We start from the raw sequence: 21,571 nt of genomic DNA, 5'->3' as shown, positions 1-21,571 counted from the left end.
CAGTAGTACTTGCCTTTCTCACTAGCGTATTGAGCCGCAAGATTAAAGCCATTCAGAAGAATATCGTCAAGGAAACCACCGCGCTCGCTGGCTCCACGACTGAATCTTTAAGGAACATTGAATTGGTTAAAAGTCTTGGACTTACGCAACAGGAAATCACCAGGCTTAATACGACGACATTCAAAATCCTTAAACTGGAACTTCGCAAAGTTAAAAGCATTCGTTCGATCAGTTTCATTCAGGGCACATTCGTCAACTTTTTGCAGCAATGCATCATGTTCGCGCTGTTGTTTTTTGTTTTTCGGGACAAAATCACCGTCGGTCAGATGATGATGATGCAATTCTATTCTTTCTTCATCTTCGGACCGTTACAGGAATTGGGTAATGTGATCATGTCCTATAGAGAGGCCGAAGCTTCATTGAACAACCTGCAAACGTTGCTAGCAAGGCCGGTAGAGCATAAACCTGCTAATCCAGACAGTATCAGCGAAATCGAAGCCCTACGGTTTGACAATGTGAAGTTCCAGCATCAAACTGCCACACGCCCTGCATTGGAAGACATTTCATTCCACGTCGAACGCGGCGAAACTATCGCATTTGTAGGCCCTTCCGGGTCGGGTAAAACCACGCTGGTGAAGTTGCTGGTAGGGCTTTATCATCCTAATGCCGGGAATGTTTTTTACAATAATTTCAATGGCAACAACATTGATTTTGATGAAATAAGAAACAAAATAGGCTTTGTAACGCAGGATACGCAGCTTTTCTCAGGTACTATCAAGGAAAACCTGCTGTTTGTGAACCCAACCGCTACCGACGAAATGATCAATGATGTACTGATGAAAGCGGCTTGCTACAATCTGCTTTCCCGGGCCGACAGTGGCATTGATACCGTGATCGGCGAAGGCGGCTTGAAATTGTCGGGTGGGGAACGTCAGCGACTTTCCATTGCTCGTGCCCTGCTAAGAAATCCCAACCTGATCATTTTCGACGAAGCTACGTCGGCATTGGATTCGCTTACTGAGGAAGAAATTTCCAACACGATCCGCAATATTACCGATCAGCGCCAGCACATCACCGTCATGATCGCGCATAGGTTGTCCACGATCATGCACGCAGACAGGATTTATGTTTTGGAAAAAGGCAAAATCGTTGAAACTGGCAGTCATGACGCTCTTTTAGAAGAAAAAGGATTATACTATGCCATGTGGCGCCAGCAGATCGGAGAACGCAAAACCGAACGGGTTTTGTCAGCCTGATCGTCAATTTAAAGGTTAGCAAGATTCAGGTTTCGTAAGGATACTACCCGGGGTAATTTTGTCAGAAACAAAAAAAGTTTTTGACAGGATTATCCCAATTTTATGAAAGATACCCAAGAATTGAATTGGCCGCTCATTCAGGATAGCCTGCATAGCACCGGTTATGCGCTGGTGAGCCATGTACTGGAACCGGCCCAATGCAATGAGCTGATCGAACAATACGACACCAAATCGCTCTACCGGAAAACCATTGTGATGGAGCGGTACCGTTTCGGACTGGGTGAATACAAGTACCTGAGCTATCCGTTGCCACACATTATCCAGCATTTGCGTGAAAGCTTTTATCCCAATCTCGCACCCGTGGCTAACAAATGGATGGAGGTACTCAACATTCCCAAAGAATATCCGGAACATTTCAATGAGTTTCGCAAACAATGTCACGAGGTCGGGCAGACCAAACCAACGGTACTAATCCTCAAATACGGTGCAGGCGGGCACAATACATTGCACCAGGATCTGTATGGCGATGTGTTCTTCCCAATTCAAATGGTGCTGTTTTTAAACCAGTCCGACCGTGACTATACCGGCGGTGAATTTGTGCTGACACAACAGACACCACGTGCGCAATCCAAAGCCATTGTCCTCAAACCCCAACAGGGGGATATTTTGCTTTTCACAACCAATTTCAGGCCAGTTAAAGGCAGCAAAGGCTACTACCGTGTCAATATGAAGCATGGCGTGAGCGAAGTTCACGAAGGAAATCGCTATACATTAGGCATTATCTTTCACGATGCATTGAGCTAATTCATGATCAGACATTCGGAGATAGGAAAGCCGTCATTTGCTACAAGCCGAAAGCTTAAAGCGCTAATTGATAATGGCTTAGTAACATTGGGAGGAAACAAAAACCTGAAAATCTACGGAACATTAGCATGCCGGTCGGGAAAGCGAATGAAAGTTGAAAACAGGGTTTTCTTTTCGTCAGAGCAAGAAGCCATTGCGAATGGCTACCGCCCGTGCGGACATTGCATGAAAAAGGAATACCAGGATTGGAAAATATTACGATAGGTCCCTGACCGTCAGACTGCGCCAGAGATAAAACACGAGGTAACTCTCCCACCCCTTGAATGCGCTGAAAAGTGCCTCTATTTTGGGCGTTTCGCTCCGATCCTGAATGATATTATGATTGGAAAGCGCATTCAACAAACCAATATCGCCGTGCGGAATGCCTTCGGGCTCCTTCAATGACTTCATTAGCGCATAATTGGCCGTCCAGACACCGATACCTTTGTGGTCCGTCAATGCTTTTTTTCTTGATGTAAAATCAGGCAATGCTTCGATGGCATTCTTACTGAGGCTTCCATTGGCAAATGCTTTGGCAATACCGATCACATATTCGGCCTTTTTCTCCGAAAACTGCATACTTTTCAGTTCATCCATGTCCGCCGAAGCCAGTATCTGCGCGGCTGGGAAAACAAAAAACTGCTCTCCTTCATGTTCAATCTTGCTACCAAACCGCTCCACAAGCCTTCTTTTCACTTTGTAGGCAAATGACAGATTGATCTGCTGCCCGATAATGCACCAGCAAATCGCTTCAAAAAGGTTATCAATGCCGATCAGCCTCAGACCTTTAAAATCCTCGGTCATATATGCCAGGCGCCCGTCCAGCCGCATGAGATCGTAAAATGGCTGGATATCTCTTTGCATATCAAACCATTCGGTCACATAATTGATCAGATAGCCCTTACTTTCCGTGGGTAAATCGCCCTTCAAAATGTCTATGGCGAGAAATGATCCCTCTTCCCGAATGCACATCAGGACGAGCTCACCATTGATTTCAAGTGCTTTATAAATGGTATTATCGCGGATGATGTGTAGGCAGTCATCGTAATTCCTGTTCAGGAACCAGAGACATTCCTGAAAGCTGAAAAGCGCCGGTATCGGTACTAAAATCTGTTGATTATGATCCATGCATCAAAATTACCGTTGATCCTACCCCTCCAAAACCTGATTCTTGCGGCATTGTGGCTAGTGAATGATTTTGAAAACCAATTCTTTGAGAAGCTCCCCTTCCGAAGTCGCGACGCCGTCCAGCCCTTTCATCCGGCCGTCGCATTCGCGCAGGTAGTGAATGATATTGACGACTTTGGGGAGCGGATAATTGCGCGAAGCCAGCAAATAGTCCTTCACAAAATATGGGTTCACGCCTAGCTCGGCTGAAAGGCCTTTTTCCGTCTTGTCCCTGCTCGCGTGGGTGAGCAACAGTTTGGAGAAAAACCCGAATAAAATGATCAGGATCGGCGCCAATGGATTGTCCTTCGAATTAGCGGAAAAGTAAGTCGCGATCTGGTTCGCCTTCATCACGTCCCGAATCATCAATGCCTTTTGGAATTCAAATACATTATACTCCTTGCTAATGCCCACGAATTTTTCAACTGCCGCCGCATCAATGCCTTCGTCCACGCGAAGGTTCACCATGATCTTGGCAATCTCATTGGAAATGCGTTTCAGGTCATTACCGATATTATCCACCAGCATTTGAACCGCTTTCGGGCTGATCTTAACCCCTTCCTGCTGACAAAATGACGAAACCCAGTCGGGTAACTTATTGTCGTACATCTTCTTGGATTGCACGACCACACCATTGGTATTAAAAGCCTTGATGAATGTTTTCCGCTCGTCGGCATTGGCATGAAAGCAAAATACCAGCACGGTACTGTTCAATGGATGCAATGCGTACTCTTCCAGCCTGGCTTGTTGCTCCTTTTGCTCTATACCGCCCAGTTTGTTCGCGTCCTTTACCAGGATCAGCTGTCGCTCGGCCATAAATGGAAATCGCCGTGCGTAGCTGAGTACACCCGCCACGTCAGTGTCCTTTCCATATAATACAAACTGGTTAAATCCCTTCTCCGATTCTGATACTACTCTTTTTTCCAACTCATCAGCGATAGAATCAATGTAAAAAGGTTCGTCCCCGTGCAGAAAGTAGAGCGGTTTGTATTTTTTGCTTCGTATTTCTTTGAGAATGATGTCCGGTGTCTGGGCCATTGTAAAAATTCCGGCACGCCGGGAGAATTTGAGATGAATGCAGTTTCAAATTTACCAGTTCTCACTGATTTTAACCTCCATTTTCGTGAATAAACTGATCAGCACTTTTTTGAAGTTCTGGAAAAAAAAGCAAAAATTTCTCGTAGTAAAACGCTTCGTTCTCGCGCAAATCGCTGATAGCATTACGGATAGGCGCCAGAAAGGGAGCGCGTCGGGAGAGTCGCTGAAAAGTAATGTCAATGCCCTCCATGGTTGCATAAGTCGTGAGCCAGTCCTGCCTGATCATCGAGCGTACCATCGGAATCATATCTTCCGGAATCAGATGTTCGTTCCGCTCGATCAATGCGTAAATTCCGTGTGCGTATGCAAACAATGGTTCAGGATGATAATCATTGAAATTCTTTGCCAGAAAGTAATCGAAGTAAATGTCCATCACGATGCCAGCCAGCCTTCCCTGCGCTTTGGAGGCGATATCTTTGGCTTCATGTACCTGCGGATGCGTGTCTGTGAAAAAATCAATGAACCTGTGTAGTCTGAGTCCAATGACGTAATTCTTGTTCCAGGTAGCAGTTTTCTCATCAGTTAAACGTCCTTTTATGAAATCGCCGACATAGTTTCCCATGATCACTCCCTCCTCTTTGCCAGACAATAAGATGTGTGCTAAAAAATTCATACAAATGACATTTTGGCAAATTTGCCGTACGTTTGTTCCTGCCAATTCTGATGGAACAATTATTTTACAACAACCATTATTTTAATCAAACTAGCAAATGAAAGTCGAAAAAAATAGCGTCGTAGCATTGATATACAGCCTGCGTATTCCGGATACGGAAGGAGAAACGGATGTGGTTGAAGTGGTAACGGAAGAAGACCCGATGTATTTCATCCAAGGTATCAGCGGTCTTCCGGAAGGCTTTGAAAATCAGATACAAGGCCTGTCGGCAGGTGATACTTTTGAATTTGTTGTGGCTCCCGAAGAAGGCTACGGTGAATTTGATGAGGAAGCAATTGTTGAGCTGCCCAAAGCCGTATTCCAAATGGAAGACGTAGACCAGGAGGAATTGCTTCAAATCGGGAACATTATACCAATGACCAACGAAGACGGTGAAAGAATGCACGGTCAGGTTGTTGAAATCAAAGAAGACCTGGTGATCATGAACTTCAATCATCCATTGGCAGGAAAAGAAATGCATTTCTCAGGACAAATCCTCTCGGTACGGCCTGCAACTGCCGAGGAAATCAGCCACGGCCACGTTCATGGAGCGGGCGGCGTGCATCATCATTAATTATTTAATGATTGAATTAGCGAATGATTGAATGACTGAATAAAAATTCTTCATTCAATCATTCAATCATTGAACCTGGTACTGCTCCACTTCCACACCGAAACGTCTCAAAAACTCCACTCCCTCTTCCACCGCGATTCCTTTATAAGCTGCATAGGAATTTAAGAATATTACCTTTTTGATTTTCATCGTGTAAATTACCCTCGCACAGGCAATGCAAGGCGCCAGGGTTACGAAAAGTGTTGATCCTTCAATATTGGAGCCATTTTTCACCGCGAAAAGAATAGCATTCTGCTCTGCGTGCAATGCAAGTGAGCAGCTTCCTTTTGCGTCTCTCGGGCAACCTGTTTCCGGAAATTCTTCGTCGCAGTTATGTGTCCCAGCGGGCGGCCCATTGTAGCCAATTGAAATAATCCGGGTATCCTTAGTAAGCACGGCACCTACCTGCGCTTTTATGCAATGTGAGCGTTGGGCAAGATTTTTTGCCAACTCCATATAAATCTCATCAAATTCAGGCCGCAAATTCGTTGTAAGTAATGTCATTCGTTGTTTCAATAGAAATTTATTGCAAACTTATATAAATGGCAACTGGATTCAACATTGTTTGGTAAGTATGATACAGCGTGTTTTGCTAAGTCTTTTATGGGTAGTAACCAGTTTTCCTGTGTTTTCGCAACAGGAAAGGGTCGTTTTAGATCTCAACAAAGAGCCGGCAGCGTTGTTTAAGTCGTATAAATTTTTCATTCAGGACGTGGAAGATCAGCGCACCAATCCAGGTGCATCCATGGGAAAGGTGATCGCTCTTGGAAAAGAAATACCTGTGGTACTACCAGCCAGGGCGGACAGGGAGCTTTTCAACTACTGGTCTTTCGCTGCACCAAAAAAACAGCAGACATACCTGCCATTATACATTACAATCAAGGATTTATCGCTCAATGAAAAGCGCGTCGGGCCGAATAAAGTGACTGGCGAGATTAAGTTGTCGATCAAATTCAGATGGTACCGCAATATGCAGCCGGTGGAACTAACCAACTATCAAACCGCCGCCAACTATACCCGCCCCGAAAGAGACTATGATTATGCTAAGCTCGTCAAACAGCTCCTGGATCAGTCGTTAACACATTTCCAAAAATGGATGACGCAGAATGCTGGTAAAAACCCGGCATTGGCCAGAAACCTCCTGCTGGTTTTCAAAGAGATCAGTACGACCAGCGCGGAAGATACCGTCTTTTATTCCCCCAAACGTCCGCTTATCTGGGACGATTTCAAGGTACGAAACGGGAAACCCGGCAGCCGGTATGCAGCAGCCGTTTTTACAAGTTTTGGTTATGAGGGCAGGTCCTATCCCAAGGATGATGACCTGGTTGTTGAAATCGGTCTCAAAATATTTATGGTCAAAAGCATGTCCTGGGCGCGCACAGATTCGCGTAATGCAGGCACATTGAGGCACGAACAGATCCATTTCGACATTACCAGACTGGTTGTTGAAAAATTCAAAGACAGGCTCCGAAAAGCTGACCTCACCATGGAAGATTATGATAGTGAGATACAGTACCAGTTTCTGGAAGCATTCAGGGAAATGAACCATGACCAGGAGCAATACGATGGCGAAACCGGCCACGGACTGAATGATTCGGTACAAGCATTCTGGGATAGGAAAATAGCCAACCAGATCTCCACAGTGTATTCAGTGCAATAATTTGGCTTAATTCGCTTTGGGAACTACGAAAACGACATCGCCAATTTCCTTACTGACTGCATAATTTTTGATATAAAAATCATAGGCACCCCGATCGGCAGGAAATCCCGAATCGCAGGCAATGTACAATGTCCGGCCATGCTTGAAGCTGATCACAGCATGTTTGGGAACCCGATGCGCCACGCTATCATGGTCTGTATACGTGATCAGACTCATGCAAACCGAATGGGTGACAAACAATGCTGATACTGCGAAGGCGTATTTGAGATAGCTATATTCTTTTGCAAAACAGGCGTACCATATCATCAGCAACAATACGTACAGGAATACCACCTCCAATAGACCCAGATGAAGATTTTCGATTAAATAACCCGGTAGCAACTTTGGTACAGCTACTGAAAAGTCAGTCAGCCAGGCTGTTATTTCTACCACCTTACCGACAAGCCATTGTATCCATATCACATGAATAGTGCTTACCAAAAGCAGCACGATGGCAGCTGGCAGCAGAATATTGGTGAACAAAATCACAAATGGGTTCACCAGCCAGAAGTAGGTCGGGAATTGATGAAAGTAATATAAACTCAATGGAAATGTAGCCAGCTGAGCCGCTAGTGACAATGCTGTTACCTGCCAGAGATACTTTAGGACACGATTTCCGGGATTACCAAGATTTTCAGGATTATAGATACTTAATATCGGTTCGTATAATAGGAAAATTCCAGACATCGCCAGGTAAGAAAGCTGGAAACCCACATCATACAATGCGGAAGGATCAAACAGTAAAATGAGGAATGCAGATACCGCTAATGTATTCATCGCCTGATGCTTTCTGCTGAAAACCTCAGCTATTACAAATACAATGCACATTAATGTAGCGCGCTGAACAGAAGGCGGAAGGCCAGTAGCCACAGCGTAAAAACCCAAAAGTAGGATCACCAAAAACAGGTACACAAATCGACCGTACTTCCAGCGCTTGACCCAACCTAATAAAAAACTGATTACCAGGAATATGATCGCAACATGCATACCGGAAACGGACAGAATGTGCACGGTGCCCGAAGCTACATAATCGTCCACCTGATCTGTGCCCAGATCATCACGCCGCCCCAGCAACATGGCTTTAACCAGTCCATAAGCCTTATCCCCCCGTATATGTTCGCGAAATTTTTGATCAGCCCATTGTGAAATCTGAATGCTCCATACCACCGGATTATTTTGTTGTTCAACAATGGTTATGACCTGAAACGAGCCGCTCCGCAAATAATCTGTCCAAAGGATGCCTTTGTTGCGCAAATACTGCCGATAGTCGAATTGCGCAGGATTGAGGGCTTCGAGAGGTCTTTCCAGATTACCCCGAACGACAATGCGGTCGCCGGGTTTTGGAATTACATCGGACTCGGCATCAATGCTGATCAATGAATGGATATCAGTGTCAACCCAATGAGTATCAGACAAAATACGGGTGACGGTTGCTTCCAAACGCAATGAACGGCGACGTTTCTCAGGAAGGCTCCTGATCTCAGCCTCGTAGGCCGAGTACCGGATATTTTGAAGTGAATTGATTTCGCCTGTACGTTTCTCCTCGGCGGATACTTTGCAATAAGCCGCTACCAGCAACAAAAACAATGAAAAACTGACTCCAAATGCTGTCTTGGCATTTTTGAAATAAAAAACAAAGGAGATAACGCCCAGCAATAATGCCAGACCAATGAAGACAAACTGGTTGATATCAAAAAAAGACATCAGCCAGTCAGCCAGCAAGATACCTGAAATGAAACACAGTACTACACTGATAAACGGGGCGCGTGCGAGCATAGGCCTACCGGACTACAAAACGTTTGGTAATCGTCTGTGTCGCGGTCGTTACGTTGTAGAAGTACAGGCCGCTTGGGAAAGATGTTACGTTGAGATTAGTACGATTCGTCATATCCGGGACGATCTGTTGCCCTTTTTGATTGAAAACACCGACGGTGTAAATCTCAAAATTAGGGGTAAAAATATTGGCAAAAAGCGTCTCATGCACTGGATTTGGGTAAATGTCCACCAGTAATTTGTCGCCCGTGATTTTGGAAAACTCTACCAGCTTGACCCTCCTTGGACTCAATGCCAATACCGCATGCATTCGCTCCTTCTGATCATTGGTAAAAATGCTCATACAGGCGTCTGGCGAATAATCCATGTAATTTTCGATCATATTCCTGGTTATAGCGGTGCGGCATTGTGAATAAACCGGCGCGCAGGTAAGATCGGTTGTTTCATTTTTCGTAAAAGCTGTCGGCGTATCATTGCAGTAGTCAGTACCACAGTTCCGATCACCCCAAATGTGGATCAGCCCTAGCCAGTGCCCTACTTCGTGCGTAGTGGTCCTTCCCAAGTTGTAAATCGAGCTGGTGATCGCTGATGAGTTTCTCCCAAAATACCTCGAATCGATGATCAGACCGTCGGTTAATGCATCGGTTTCTTCATTCTCCGACGTAGCGAGACCACTGGTCCTGTCTGTAATTTCGGTAACAACGGGAAACTGAGATGTGCCCAGGTACCGGTCACTCAGGCGGCATACCCAGATATTCAGGTAGCGGTTTGTAGACCATGCCGGTGAAATCTCCGCAAGATCGTCCGCATCGGTGATCGGACTGAACTGCGTTTTGACATTAAAAGTCCGCAAAACCGTTACCAGTTTGAAGCGGATCTTCGTGTCTACTGACAATGAATCGGTATAGAATCCTTTGTAGCCGGAAGTGTTGCCGTAGTCTTCATTGAGTACATCAATCTGACTTTGGATCTGTTCCTCTGAAATGTTCACATTACTGGCGCCGCCCACTGCCCGATCAGTCTGGTTATGGACCACATGCACTACCACCGGAATGGTAATAAGCTCATCCGCAGAAGTTCGCAGATTTACTCTATTTGCATGAATGTGCCGTTCTATTACTTCCTCAGATCTCGAACGAAGATTGACCAGAGAGGGATTTTTGGCAAGCCTGACAGAATCCCGCTGTGTACTGGCACAACGTTCCGGCAATGTACCGAAAAGCTGTGCCGATACCAGCTCAGCGCTGCCCAAAGTCAGCAAAAGGCCCAACAGAAGACTACTGCTCCGATTTTTCATAAGCAGCGAGAATATCCTTAACAAGCCGGTGCCTTACAACGTCCGAGCCATCCAATTCAACAAAACTAATCCCCTTGATCCCTTTCAACAACGTGAGTGAATCGATTAATCCCGATCTCAGGTTTTTGGGAAGGTCAATCTGGGACTTATCACCGGTAATGATCGCCTTGGAAGCCGGGCCCATACGTGTCAGAAACATCTTCATTTGCATGGGCGTGGTGTTTTGCGCCTCATCCAGCAAGATGAATGCATTGTTCAGCGTACGTCCCCGCATGTAGGCGAGCGGAGCGATCTCAATCACGCGGCTTTCCAGATATAATTTCAATTTTTCCGGCGCGATCATGTCGTCGAGCGCATCGTAGATCGGGCGCAGGTACGGATCGATTTTCTCTTTCAGATCACCGGGCAAGAAGCCAAGGTTCTCCCCCGCTTCTACGGCGGGCCGGGTAATAATGATCTTCTTAACTTCCTTATTTTTCAAAGCCCTGACCGCAATAGCCACAGCAGTATATGTTTTACCTGTACCGGCCGGGCCTACTGCGAACACGAGGTCATACTTAGTTGCCTGCTCTACCAACAACCTCTGATTGGGCGTCTTCGCTTTGACTACCAGTCCTTTGTTACCATAGATGATGACATCATCATCGTCTTCCCCATGTGCCACCGGCGATTTGACTATCCCATTCAGGTAGCCTTTCACATTGTCATTCGTCACCTTGCCATACTTCTGGTAATGTGTGAGCAGTGAGTCCATTACATCCGTAATCCGGATAATTTCAGGGGCGGTACCCTGGATGCGGATCTCGTTTCCGCGGGAGATAATTTTGCTTTCGGGGAAAGCGGCGGCGACTTCTTTAATATTCGAGTTATGAATACCCAAAAAATCAACCATTGATACGTCTTCGAGCGTGATGATTTTTTCCAGCAAATGATTTAAAGTTTAGTGTTTGTCTATTTGTCTTAAAATTTAGTAATAATAACCAACATTTGTAAAACATAGATTGAGAAATTACAATTACAATGCCAAATCTAACAACGAAAAATTATCATATTCTGATCAACTCTTTCATTATCAGACGAACAGGAATTGCAGCATTTCAGCAAAAAAAATTAATGATTTAAGTTCGCCCCGGTTTCTTTTGTTCCGCGTCTCCATTGTTTAACTTTGTCTTAACATGGAAAACGAAAAGGGCCCCAACAACTTCTCAAAAGCAGGATCAAAAGCAGGTAGTTCCGCCAGGAAACCACTCGGAACGCGATCACCAGGTATCGAACAGACATTCAGCAAGTTACCTCCTCAGGCTATCGATCTTGAAGAGGCAGTACTGGGTGCTTTGATGATCGAAAAAGATGCCCTGACTGCGGTTGCGGATATCCTCCGGCCCGACAGCTTCTACAAGGAGGCGCACGTTAGGATCTATACGGCGATCATTACGCTTTTTGCTGATTCGGAGCCTATCGATATGCTTACCGTGACCTCCAAGTTGCGGAGCACCGGAGAGCTGGAACTGATCGGCGGCGCGTCTTACATTATGGAGCTGACCAGCAAGGTTAACTCAGCCGCGAACATCGAATTCCATGCTCGGATCATTTCCCAGGCTTTCATCAAACGTGAGCTCATTAAGGTCGCGTCGGAGATCCAGCGGGAAGCATTTGAAGACACTACGGACGTTTTCAGACTACTGGACAAGACAGAACAAGCATTGTTCTCCATCTCCGAATCCAATATCAAGAAAAACTACGCCGATATGGGCGCATTAATGCGTCAGGCGCTGGCCGAACTCGATCAGAAAAAGAATAATAAAGACGGTTTGACAGGAGTACCTTCCGGTTTCAGTGCACTGGATAGATTGACATCCGGCTGGCAAAAAACAGAATTAATGATCCTTGCGGCTCGTCCCGGTATGGGTAAAACTGCATTCGTGGTTTCATCACTAAGGAATGCGGCCGTGGATTTCAATATGCCGGTGGCTATATTCTCCCTCGAAATGTCCTCGGTTCAGCTTGTGAATCGTTTGATATCTGCCGAGGCTGAAATCGATAGTGAAAAAATACGTAAAGGAAGTCTGGCGCCGCATGAGTGGGAGCAACTTCATCACCGTATTCACAGGCTGACCAATGCGCCGATCTTTATCGACGACACCCCTGCCCTTTCCATTCTCGAACTCCGTGCCAAATGTCGCCGTTTAAAAGCACAGCACGACATTCAGATGATCGTGATTGACTACCTCCAGTTAATGACCGGAGATACCGGCGGTAAAGGAGCTGGTAACCGCGAGCAGGAAATCGCGATGATCTCGCGCTCGCTGAAAAACCTGGCAAAAGAACTCGATGTGCCCGTGATCGCACTATCGCAGCTAAGCCGGGCTGTAGAGACGCGTGGAGGAGAAAAAAGGCCTCAGCTATCGGATTTAAGGGAATCCGGGTCCATTGAGCAGGATGCAGATATGGTACTCTTCCTTTATCGTCCCGAATATTATGGTATTACCGAAGATGAAGCGGGTAACTCAGTTGCCGGAATTGGGGAAGTAATTGTAGCAAAAAACCGTGCAGGTTCATTGGATACGGTTCAATTGCGGTTCATTGGCAAGTACACCAAATTCACCGATCTGGATTCCGGATTTACACCTGTACCATTCTCAGTAGACAGGCCCATCGTCACTTCCAACCCAATCGCCTCATTCGAAAGCCAGAGCAAACCAGCACCAGCAGGCGGCGGAACATTAAGAAGCCGCGCAAACGACCTCAGTAATTTTGACTACAAGGGGCCGGATAGCGAGCCTCCGTTTTGATTTAGAAGCTGTTTCAAAGCTAGTTAGCTTGTCAGCCTGAGCGGAGTCGAAGGGAAATGCACACTGCAATCCCCTTCGACTCCGCTCAGGCTGACAAAAAGAGGGTCAGTTCCGTTTCATCTAGCTTTTCCTAACCAACAACGCCACATTTTCCACGTGATGCGTATTTGGGAACATATCCACCGGCTGCACTCTCGTTACTTCATAATCTTCCGACATCAGCGCCAGGTCGCGTGCTTGCGTAGCTGTGTTGCAGCTTACGTACACGATGCGGTCGGGTGCGGCTTTGAGAATGGTTTGTACAACGGGCACATCCATACCCGCGCGTGGAGGATCCGTGATGATCACATCAGGGCGGCCATGTTTCGCGAGAAAGCTCTCGTTCACAATATTCTTCATGTCGCCTGCGAAGAATGATGTATTCGTAATCCCATTCAATTCCGAGTTCCTGCGCGCATCCTGCACTGCTGCTTCTACATATTCTACGCCCACTACCTTTTTCGCCTGACGGGCTACAAAATTGGCAATGGTACCTGTACCGGTATAAAGATCATAAACCGATTCATTGCCGGTCAAACCAGCATAGTCCCTGGCAACACTAAACAACTGATATGCCTGCTCCGAATTGGTTTGGTAAAACGATTTGGGCCCCACCAGAAAAGTCAGATCCTCCATCGTTTCCCGTATAAAATTCTCACCTGAATAATTGATCACTTCCTGATCCTGGTAAGAATCATTGCCTTTCAGGTTCACAATGTAGTTCAGGGACGTGATTTCCGGGTGGGTATGCTTCATGTACTCCATTACATCGGTAATTGCTTCGTCATTTTGCTGGCCAAATTGTACGATCACCATAACATCGCCAGAATTGGCTGTACGCACAACCACATTCCGCAATACACCTACATTAAAACGTACGTCGTAGTAAGGAATACCTTTCAGCTCACCAAAATGGTGCAAGGAATTCCGGATCGTGTTCGAAGGGTCAGGTTGCAGGTGACAATGATCCACTGTGAAAATTTTGTCAAAACGCTTCGGCACGTGAAAGCCCAGTGCATTTTTGGAATATGGTTGACCCGAATCCATTTGCTCTTTGGTCAACCACCGCCAATTTGAAAAAGTGAATTCCAACTTATTGCGGTAATATTCTGTCCTAGGTGCAGCGACAATCGGGTTGATCTCTACATTTTTGATCTTACCGATCCTTTCAAAATGGTCAACAACCTGTTGTCTTTTGAAACGCAGCTGATGTTCGTAACTGATATGTTGCCATTTGCACCCGCCGCAAACGGTATGATGTAAACAATAGGGTTCGGTACGTAATTTGGATAGGGAATGAACTTTGGTAACAATGGCCTCCTTTAATTTTTTCTTGGTTTTGACGATTTGTAAATCAACGATGTCACCAGGAGCCACATTTCCTTCTACAAAAACTACGCCGTCTTCCGATTTAAATATACATTTGCCTTCTGCCGCGAAATCGGTAATTTCAACGTATTCGTATTTGTTATTCTTAAGCATTATTTCTTTTTTAATTTACTAATTCTAATTCCTATCGCGTAATTTTTACTGCCACATCATGCCATGAAAAAACGGTTCATCTTGTTTATTATGATGCTGTTTGCCCTTACCGAAGCCAAAGCGACGCATATTGTCGGTGGCCAGCTCTTCATCACTCAAAATTCTGACACCTACTACAACTACAATATTGGGCTCACCATGTACTTCGATGCCCTCAATGGTAATCCCGGCGCAGAAGATCCCGCAGTCACGATCTACGTTTTCAGAAAACGCGACAATGTGGCAATCGGTTGGCTTGAAGCCCCAAAAATAGAACGAAAATCGGTCACCTATGCAAATCCGCTCTGTGGAATATCTACACTGCAGACTTACATGATCACTTACAGCTCCACATTACACCTGGAAGCCAACGATTTCAACGATTCGCAGGGATACTATATGGTATGGGACAGATGCTGCCGGAATGGTACAATTACCAACATTAAAGCACCGGGTGACGCGGGAAGTCTTTTTTATCTCGAATTTCCCGCATTGATCAAAAACAATGCTAATTTCAAAAACTCCTCCCCTATTTTCCCGGCGATCAAAGGTGACTATGCCTGCGTGAATTCACCATTCTTTTTTGATTTTGGAGGAAAAGACGCCGACGGTGACAGCCTTACCTATACATTAGTAACCCCGATGCAGGGCTTTTCGGACAAAACCAATCCCAGTGCTCCTTCACGCGGCTCTTCCAATTATCCCCGTCTCGACTGGGTTGATGGTATTTCCGTCGCCAACATTATACCAGGGCCCGACCCGTTGAAAGTCAATCGGAGCACCGGAATGCTGTCCGTCACGCCCGGCAGTGTCGGGCTTTATGTATTTGCCGTCCAGGTTGACGAATACCGGAACGGGCAGAAGATCGGGACATTAACCCGTGATTTCCAGTTGAAAGTTGTGGATTGCCCCAAAATGGAGCCTCCAAAACTGTTGTTCAAGCCGCTTGGAAAAACTACCTACTACACGGAAAACGAGATCATTACCATCAAAAAAGGTGATCCAAACTGTTTTGAAGTAATGGTCACCGACCCATCCATCAATCAGATCGTGAGGATCAATGGAAAGGCTGTGAACAATACCAAGAATTACTTCACGCTGTTACCAGCTGAATTCCGCACCTCGAAAGCGAATGATACGCTGAGATTCCAGATTTGTTTGGATGAATGCTTTGTCACTTATGACAACCGACCCATTAAAATCGAGCTTATCGCAGAAGACGAAAGTTGCCCTATACCATTAATGGACACGCTGAACATCTATATCAGACGCGAGAACAGCGGAAATAACGCGCCCAGCGTCACTACCTCCCTCACCGGCGACTACATTCACGTCGCCGCCGGCGTTCCCGTCACATTCACGGTTTTTGGTAAAGATGCGGACAAGGACAGTCTGGCGCTGTCGGGGCGCGGAAGGGATTTCAATATGGCCGATATGGGGATGAATTTCAAACCTGTGACCGGGGTCGCGGCCGTGCAGCAAACCTTCACCTGGATACCGCCTTGCAATGCCAAGAAAGGCGACACACTCGTGGTCGATTTCAAAGCCGAAGATATGCGCTGTGCTGGTAATCCGCTAGCCGCAGCGAAGCCGATCTACTTTATCGTAGACGAGTCACCGAACAACCCACCGGCTGTCAAAACCTCGCTGACCATTCAGGAATTGGTATATAACATTGGCAACAGCGAGCCAATCATTTTTGATGTCCTGGCCAGCGACTCCGATACCAATTCGATCTCTCTCACGGCGGCGGGCCGAGGGTTCAGTCTGAGCGACGCGGGTATGATTTTCGCAGCGAAAACAGGGATCAAATCCGTCACTTCACCCTACTCATGGAACCCCGATTGCGCCTTGCTCGACGGTCAGCCCGAGCAGACATTCATCGTCGATTTCGTAACACAAGACAAAAGTTGCGCAGCTGCCAGCGATACGACTACGGTAAAAGTGACCGTGAGAGACGGACAATCCGCACCATTTCCGGAGTTCCCCAATGTGATCACGCCCAATGGCGACGGCAAAAACGACTGTTTCGTCTTCCAGGATTTACCCGGCGATGTCTGTTCCGACCAATTCAAAGACATCACAATCTTCAATCGCTGGGGTAAACAAGTCTTCTATTCCAAGGTCAGACCCAACGACTGGTGCCCTACCAACATCTCCGGAGGCTACTATTACTTCGTGGTTCAGTATACCAAAAGGTCGTACAAGGGTGGGTTGACCATTCTTAGATGACGATCTTATATCGTTGTTTAAATTATAATACATTTATTATCAGATAGTTAAAAATAGAATAATTTATACATTAAATACTTATCATACTTTCAAAAAGTATAGTATAAACTTAATTTTTAATACATATAAATCACTACAATATTTTCAAACTTTTAATACATTTCATTATAATAATAAATATGATAAGTATAAAAATATTTATACATTATAAATGACACTTACATATACGACTATCGAAAAGTAAAATACTATTATCACTTCCCATACATATATAACATTCTAAATGCCTAATATGTATGGAAAGTAATACTTTTTACTGAATGTTATATATATTTTCTACTATTTAAATGTATCTTACTTATAATAAGATGTGATTGCATTAAATGAAAGGGTCATATATAAAGTAAAATACTTCAACCTCCGTACTTCGCTGTCACTGTAAGTCAATTTACCCAATCGCATACACAAACCCCAGGCTTCAGCCGGGGGTACATACCGCCCCCCATATTCCGGCTTTAGCCAAAGCGAAAGCAGGGCAAAAAAATCCACCAACCAGGAACTTCCTAACCCAAATCAATGTACTGTAACTATAAATATTACAGTATGAACAGCGGACGTTTTGCCATATCGGTTCACATTTTGACACTCCTCGCCTTTGCAGATGACGAATGGAATTCCTCCGAGTATCTGGCGGGGAGCATCAACATTAATCCCGTATTGGTACGCAAAGAACTCTCCAATCTGCGCGATCACGGACTGGTGATCAGCAAGGAAGGGAAAGCTGGCGGAAGCAGGCTCGCGAAGCCGTCAGGTCAAATATTCATGTCGGAGGTATACGAGGCCGTCAAGCAGATAGATCTCCTGGGAAAAGGCATTAATTCTCCCAATCCGGATTGCGTCGTTGGAAGAAAAATCAATGACCATCTGGACAACTTATACGATGACGCCGAAAAAACCCTGCTACTGGGGTTAAGCAAGACCTCATTAGCTGACTTTTGCCTCAAATTTGCCTGAAATTTTTGCCCAAAACTGTAACATTTTTTATTCCAGAAATTTTAAACCATTCAAAATTCAATTCAAATGAAAGTAGCATTGATCGGAGCCACAGGATTTGTGGGCTCCCAAGTTTTGAAAGAACTCGTTTCACGCGGTCACCAGGTAACGGCCATTGCACGCGACGTGACCAAGGTCTCGGTGCAAAGTGATCTGATCACCCTGACATCAGCAAATGTGCTCGATGCGGACGAAGTTGCTGCGACAGTGGCGGGACATGATGCCGTAGTGAGTGCCTACAATCCAGGCTGGACCAATCCCAACATTTACACCGAATATCTGCAAGGCGCCGCAGCCATTGAAACTGGCGTAGCGCAATCTGGCGTGAAGCGTCTGCTTGTGGTAGGCGGTGCAGGAAGCCTTGAAGTAGCGCCAGGAGTGCAACTGATCGACACTCCTCATTTCCCGGAAGAGTACAAAGCCGGAGCGGGTGCTGCAAGAGAGTATCTGAGCATCTTAAGGGCCGATACTACCCTCGATTGGACCTACCTGAGCCCTGCCATAGAGATGCATCCCGGCACTTCCGGCGAACGCAAAGGCAGCTACCGAACCAGTCTGGATACACCCGTTTACAATGAAAAAGGCAGAAGTATTATCTCTGTGGAAGATCTTTCAGTGGCGATTGTAGATGAGATCGAACAACCGAAATTCATTCAAAAACGCTTCACCGTAGCATACTAATAATACTTCTTGCTAATACTTAACTTTTAGAAAGTATCATATTAATCAATACATTAAATACTTTTTAAAAATACTAAACGAAGCAATTTTCAGTATGATCAGAAAGTAGAATTTGAATTAATCGGCGAATAAATTCAAACCTATCCATACATATTAAGCTTTTATAAAAAAACAGAAAGATAGATACTTTATATAAGTATTTATCTTTCTGTTTTTTTATAACTTATTAAAAGTAAAAATACATAAAACAATGTATATCAAATATTTAACAAAAATATAAACATATAATAAATTCTTAAAGTAAAATACATATAATACTTTAAAAACATTTAAAAAATATCAAACATACTATACTTACATTGTTCCGCTGATTCACTCAGGAATGTGACTTCCATACCTCCGAAAAACTTATAGGCATAGGGTAAGATAATTAGCGGAAAATAAAGTTCTTTGTACCCCGTTTGCCGACACCAACTTTACTACTGATGAAATTCCGCATTACCGGACTGCTACTACTATTTATATTATTGACAACCACCCAGGTCACTGCCCAAAGGTTTCTGATGGATCTTGTGGATACGACCAACCAGATGGGCAAAGGGATGTTGTCGATTTATGAGCGGTACAATAGGGTACGGATCAGCGGGTATATCCAGCCACAATTTCAACTCATTTCCAAAGAAGGAGCCGAGAGCTATAACGGAGGCAATTTCCCGGCATTGTCCAATAATCGTTTTATGCTTCGGCGCGGTCGTTTGCGCGTGGACTATGCGCATTTGAATGAACACAATGATCCCACCACTTATTTTGTTTTCCAATTTGACGGCACCGAACGTGGTGTTGCAATCCGGGATTTTTGGGGACGGTTTTACGAAAACAAATTCAAGATTTTTGCGCTCACGACCGGAATGTTTGCCAGACCATTTGGCCACGAAGTGAACCTTTCCTCATCCAATCGCGAGACGCCCGAACGGGGACGAATGTCGCAGATCTTAATGAAAACCGAGCGGGATATTGGGCTGATGCTGACTGTGACCAGCCGCAAGAACGTTGAATGGATACAGAAGTTTAAATTTGATATCGGCGTTTTTAATGGTCAGGGAATGTCGGGCCCAATGGATTATGACAGCCATAAGGATGTGATCGGCAAGTTCAGTCTAAAACCAACACAGATCAAAGCAATGGGCGGAGCAACGCTTTCAGCGGCAGTTTCCGGCTATATAGGCGGAATTACCAGCCAGTCTAACGTTTTGTATGCGACCCGCACCAAAGGATCTGAATACGTGATGCTACGCGATTCATCTTCAAGCAATTATAAAAAAGCTACTCCTCGAAACTACGCCGGAGCAGATTTCCAGGTATCATTCCCAAATACAAAAGGTGAGACAGAATTCCGGGCAGAATACATTGGCGGAAAGCAAACTGCAACACTTGCTACCAGCGAAACGCCGGGTGTCTATCCGGTCACCAATGGCCTGAAAGACCCTTTGTTTACACGTAATTTCAATGGCGCTTACTTCTACTTTGTGCAGAATCTGGGAAGTCTCGAACACCAGTTTGTGCTCAAATATGACTGGTACGACGCTAATACGAAGGTTGCAGGTAAGGAGGTATCTGCCGTCAATGGATTCAGCAAGGCCGATTTACGCTACGATACCTTTGGAGCGGGCTATGTGTACATCCCCAATGAGTCGCTCAAATTCATGTTTTACTATGAGATCGTTCGAAATGAAAAATCGGCGCTGCCGGGCTTTGAATCCGATGCTCCCGATAATGTCCTTACTTGTCGCGTACAGTACAATTTTTAGCCAGGAAATCGCTCTGTGAGGATTTTCTTACGGTATTCAAAGATCTTATTGACCTCATTTTCAACAAACAAAGCGCTTACCCAGTCTCCCAAAAAACCGAACGGTACCTTGTAATGTAGAATGTCCTCCATCAGCACGCCGTCTTCCACAGCAGTAAACCGATGCTGATGATGCCAGAATGCATACGGGCCAAACCGTTGCTCGTCGACAAAGTACTGCTTATCAACTACATGCGTAATTTCTGTGCACCATTTCAGAGGAATACCGAATACCGGTTTGACAATGTAACGAATGATCTGCCCCGCGTACATGGTATTCCCCTGATGCTTACTCAATACTACAAAACCCATATGAGCAGGCGTGATCTCTTTCAGGTTTGCCGGATTAGAAAAAAAATCCCAGGCCTCGTCCAGCGAAATCGGAAGCTTTTGTGTAAAATATAATTCCTGCATTGGGGTTGATTGGTTTGTATTTGAATATACGTTAAATAGTCAGGCCACCGATTGATTGGATTCCAGTGGCATGATTTTATCGGTACATATATAGGACCTAATTGTGATGAACTATGAACAGAAAACTGATTGCGACCACATCCATTTCTATTTATGCAAGCCCCTCATCAGTCTGGAAAGCATTAATAGATCCCGAAATTGTTAAGAAATACATGCACGGTGCCGAGGTTGATTCCGACTGGGTACTGGGAAGTCCGATTACTTTCCGTGGCGTTTGGGAAGGCCGGCCGTACGAAGATAAAGGCAACATCATTGAAATTATCCCTGAACGCGTGCTAGGCTTTACATTTTGGAGCCCGTTGTCAGGAACCGACGATTTCGAAGACAATTACGCTCACGTTACTTATCACATTTCAGAATACGACGACGAAACCACTTTAACGATCACGCAGGATAATCTGGAAACGGATGAAGACGTAGTTAAAGCGGAAGAAAACTGGATCAATGTCATGAAAAATATTAAGAAGATTTTGGAGGAAGACCGGATGCATGTTTTATAAAAAGTAGTAAGCCTTGGTAAGTCTACAAGACTTGC

The 21,571-nt window shown here is 45.2% G+C and carries 20 protein-coding genes; 11 read left to right on the top strand and 9 right to left on the bottom strand.

Annotated elements, in window-relative coordinates; genetic code table 11:
* The 3 genes from ABIO93_RS10825 to ABIO93_RS10815 form a co-directional block, all read left to right on the top strand.
* A partial coding sequence (locus ABIO93_RS10825; RefSeq protein WP_348067402.1) for an ABC transporter ATP-binding protein occupies window positions 1-1,256 on the top strand: 1,256 nt, incomplete at its 5' end.
* Between the two features lie 102 nt (window positions 1,257-1,358).
* Window positions 1,359-2,060, top strand: coding sequence for a 2OG-Fe(II) oxygenase (locus tag ABIO93_RS10820; protein WP_348067400.1), 702 nt, complete (start codon window positions 1,359-1,361; stop codon window positions 2,058-2,060).
* A 3-nt stretch (window positions 2,061-2,063) separates the two neighbouring features.
* Entirely contained in the window at window positions 2,064-2,324 is a 261-nt protein-coding gene (locus tag ABIO93_RS10815) for an Ada metal-binding domain-containing protein (RefSeq protein ID WP_348067398.1), read from the top strand.
* Here ABIO93_RS10815 and ABIO93_RS10810 read toward each other — a convergent pair.
* The 3 genes from ABIO93_RS10810 to ABIO93_RS10800 all read right to left on the bottom strand — a co-directional run bounded on the left by ABIO93_RS10810 (window position 2,316) and on the right by ABIO93_RS10800 (window position 4,977).
* Entirely contained in the window at window positions 2,316-3,227 is a 912-nt protein-coding gene (locus ABIO93_RS10810) for a DNA glycosylase (protein WP_348067396.1), read from the bottom strand. The two genes, ABIO93_RS10815 and ABIO93_RS10810, sit on opposite strands and share 9 nt — an antisense overlap.
* A gap of 57 nt (window positions 3,228-3,284) precedes the next feature.
* Complete coding sequence (gene holA / locus ABIO93_RS10805) at window positions 3,285-4,304, bottom strand: DNA polymerase III subunit delta (RefSeq protein WP_348067394.1); 1,020 nt, start codon at window positions 4,302-4,304, stop codon at window positions 3,285-3,287.
* A 70-nt stretch (window positions 4,305-4,374) separates the two neighbouring features.
* Entirely contained in the window at window positions 4,375-4,977 is a 603-nt protein-coding gene (locus ABIO93_RS10800; protein WP_348067392.1) for an ACP phosphodiesterase, read from the bottom strand.
* Window positions 4,978-5,074: 97 nt separating this feature from the next.
* Between ABIO93_RS10800 and ABIO93_RS10795 the strand changes: the two genes are divergently transcribed.
* Entirely contained in the window at window positions 5,075-5,590 is a 516-nt protein-coding gene (locus tag ABIO93_RS10795) for a peptidylprolyl isomerase (RefSeq protein ID WP_348067390.1), read from the top strand.
* Window positions 5,591-5,656: 66 nt separating this feature from the next.
* Here ABIO93_RS10795 and ABIO93_RS10790 read toward each other — a convergent pair whose 3' ends face one another.
* Window positions 5,657-6,133 carry a dCMP deaminase family protein gene (locus ABIO93_RS10790; RefSeq protein WP_348067388.1) on the bottom strand — a complete coding sequence of 159 codons (477 nt, stop codon included), beginning with the start codon at window positions 6,131-6,133 and terminating at the stop codon, window positions 5,657-5,659.
* 70 nt (window positions 6,134-6,203) lie between these two features.
* Here ABIO93_RS10790 and ABIO93_RS10785 point away from each other — a divergent pair, with 70 nt between their 5' ends.
* Window positions 6,204-7,289 (top strand): hypothetical protein, encoded by a 1,086-nt coding sequence (locus ABIO93_RS10785; protein WP_348067386.1) that lies wholly within the window; start codon window positions 6,204-6,206, stop codon window positions 7,287-7,289.
* Between the two features lie 6 nt (window positions 7,290-7,295).
* Here ABIO93_RS10785 and ABIO93_RS10780 read toward each other — a convergent pair whose 3' ends face one another.
* From ABIO93_RS10780 to ABIO93_RS10770, 3 genes are read right to left on the bottom strand one after another with little or no spacing between them, the layout of a single operon-like run.
* Window positions 7,296-9,104, bottom strand: a complete 1,809-nt coding sequence (locus tag ABIO93_RS10780) for a ComEC/Rec2 family competence protein (RefSeq protein ID WP_348067384.1) — start codon at window positions 9,102-9,104, stop codon at window positions 7,296-7,298.
* A 4-nt stretch (window positions 9,105-9,108) separates the two neighbouring features.
* Window positions 9,109-10,398: a T9SS type A sorting domain-containing protein gene (locus ABIO93_RS10775; RefSeq protein WP_348067382.1), complete on the bottom strand. Its 1,290-nt coding sequence runs from the start codon at window positions 10,396-10,398 to the stop codon at window positions 9,109-9,111.
* Window positions 10,379-11,326: a PhoH family protein gene (locus ABIO93_RS10770; RefSeq protein ID WP_348067380.1), complete on the bottom strand. Its 948-nt coding sequence runs from the start codon at window positions 11,324-11,326 to the stop codon at window positions 10,379-10,381. Before ABIO93_RS10770 ends, ABIO93_RS10775 begins: the two co-directional genes overlap by 20 nt.
* A 247-nt stretch (window positions 11,327-11,573) precedes the next feature.
* Here ABIO93_RS10770 and dnaB point away from each other — a divergent pair, with 247 nt between their 5' ends.
* On the top strand, window positions 11,574-13,190 hold the full coding sequence (gene dnaB, locus ABIO93_RS10765; RefSeq protein WP_348067378.1) for a replicative DNA helicase: 1,617 nt from the start codon (window positions 11,574-11,576) through the stop codon (window positions 13,188-13,190).
* 120 nt (window positions 13,191-13,310) lie between these two features.
* Here dnaB and rlmD read toward each other — a convergent pair whose 3' ends face one another.
* Complete coding sequence (rlmD, locus tag ABIO93_RS10760) at window positions 13,311-14,711, bottom strand: 23S rRNA (uracil(1939)-C(5))-methyltransferase RlmD (protein ID WP_348067376.1); 1,401 nt, start codon at window positions 14,709-14,711, stop codon at window positions 13,311-13,313.
* Window positions 14,712-14,774: 63 nt separating this feature from the next.
* Here rlmD and ABIO93_RS10755 point away from each other — a divergent pair, with 63 nt between their 5' ends.
* From ABIO93_RS10755 to ABIO93_RS10740, 4 genes are all read left to right on the top strand, one after another.
* On the top strand, window positions 14,775-16,982 hold the full coding sequence (locus tag ABIO93_RS10755) for a gliding motility-associated C-terminal domain-containing protein (protein WP_348067374.1): 2,208 nt from the start codon (window positions 14,775-14,777) through the stop codon (window positions 16,980-16,982).
* A 603-nt stretch (window positions 16,983-17,585) separates the two neighbouring features.
* On the top strand, window positions 17,586-17,996 hold the full coding sequence (locus ABIO93_RS10750; RefSeq protein WP_348067372.1) for an Rrf2 family transcriptional regulator: 411 nt from the start codon (window positions 17,586-17,588) through the stop codon (window positions 17,994-17,996).
* A gap of 66 nt (window positions 17,997-18,062) precedes the next feature.
* Entirely contained in the window at window positions 18,063-18,716 is a 654-nt protein-coding gene (locus tag ABIO93_RS10745; RefSeq protein WP_348067370.1) for an NAD(P)-dependent oxidoreductase, read from the top strand.
* Between the two features lie 485 nt (window positions 18,717-19,201).
* Complete coding sequence (locus ABIO93_RS10740) at window positions 19,202-20,524, top strand: porin (RefSeq protein WP_348067368.1); 1,323 nt, start codon at window positions 19,202-19,204, stop codon at window positions 20,522-20,524.
* Here the strand turns inward: ABIO93_RS10740 and ABIO93_RS10735 are convergent.
* A complete protein-coding gene (locus ABIO93_RS10735) occupies window positions 20,521-20,976 on the bottom strand; it encodes an SRPBCC family protein (protein WP_348067366.1) in 456 nt (151 codons plus the stop codon). The two genes, ABIO93_RS10740 and ABIO93_RS10735, sit on opposite strands and share 4 nt — an antisense overlap.
* A 113-nt stretch (window positions 20,977-21,089) precedes the next feature.
* Here ABIO93_RS10735 and ABIO93_RS10730 point away from each other — a divergent pair, with 113 nt between their 5' ends.
* Entirely contained in the window at window positions 21,090-21,536 is a 447-nt protein-coding gene (locus tag ABIO93_RS10730) for an SRPBCC domain-containing protein (RefSeq protein ID WP_348067364.1), read from the top strand.
* Window positions 21,537-21,571 lie beyond the last annotated feature (35 nt).

Origin of the sequence: Dyadobacter sp., assembly GCF_039919315.1 — a bacterium.
Taxonomy (GTDB): Bacteria; Bacteroidota; Bacteroidia; order Cytophagales; family Spirosomataceae; genus Dyadobacter.
This window is presented reverse-complemented; position numbering and strand designations above follow the sequence as displayed.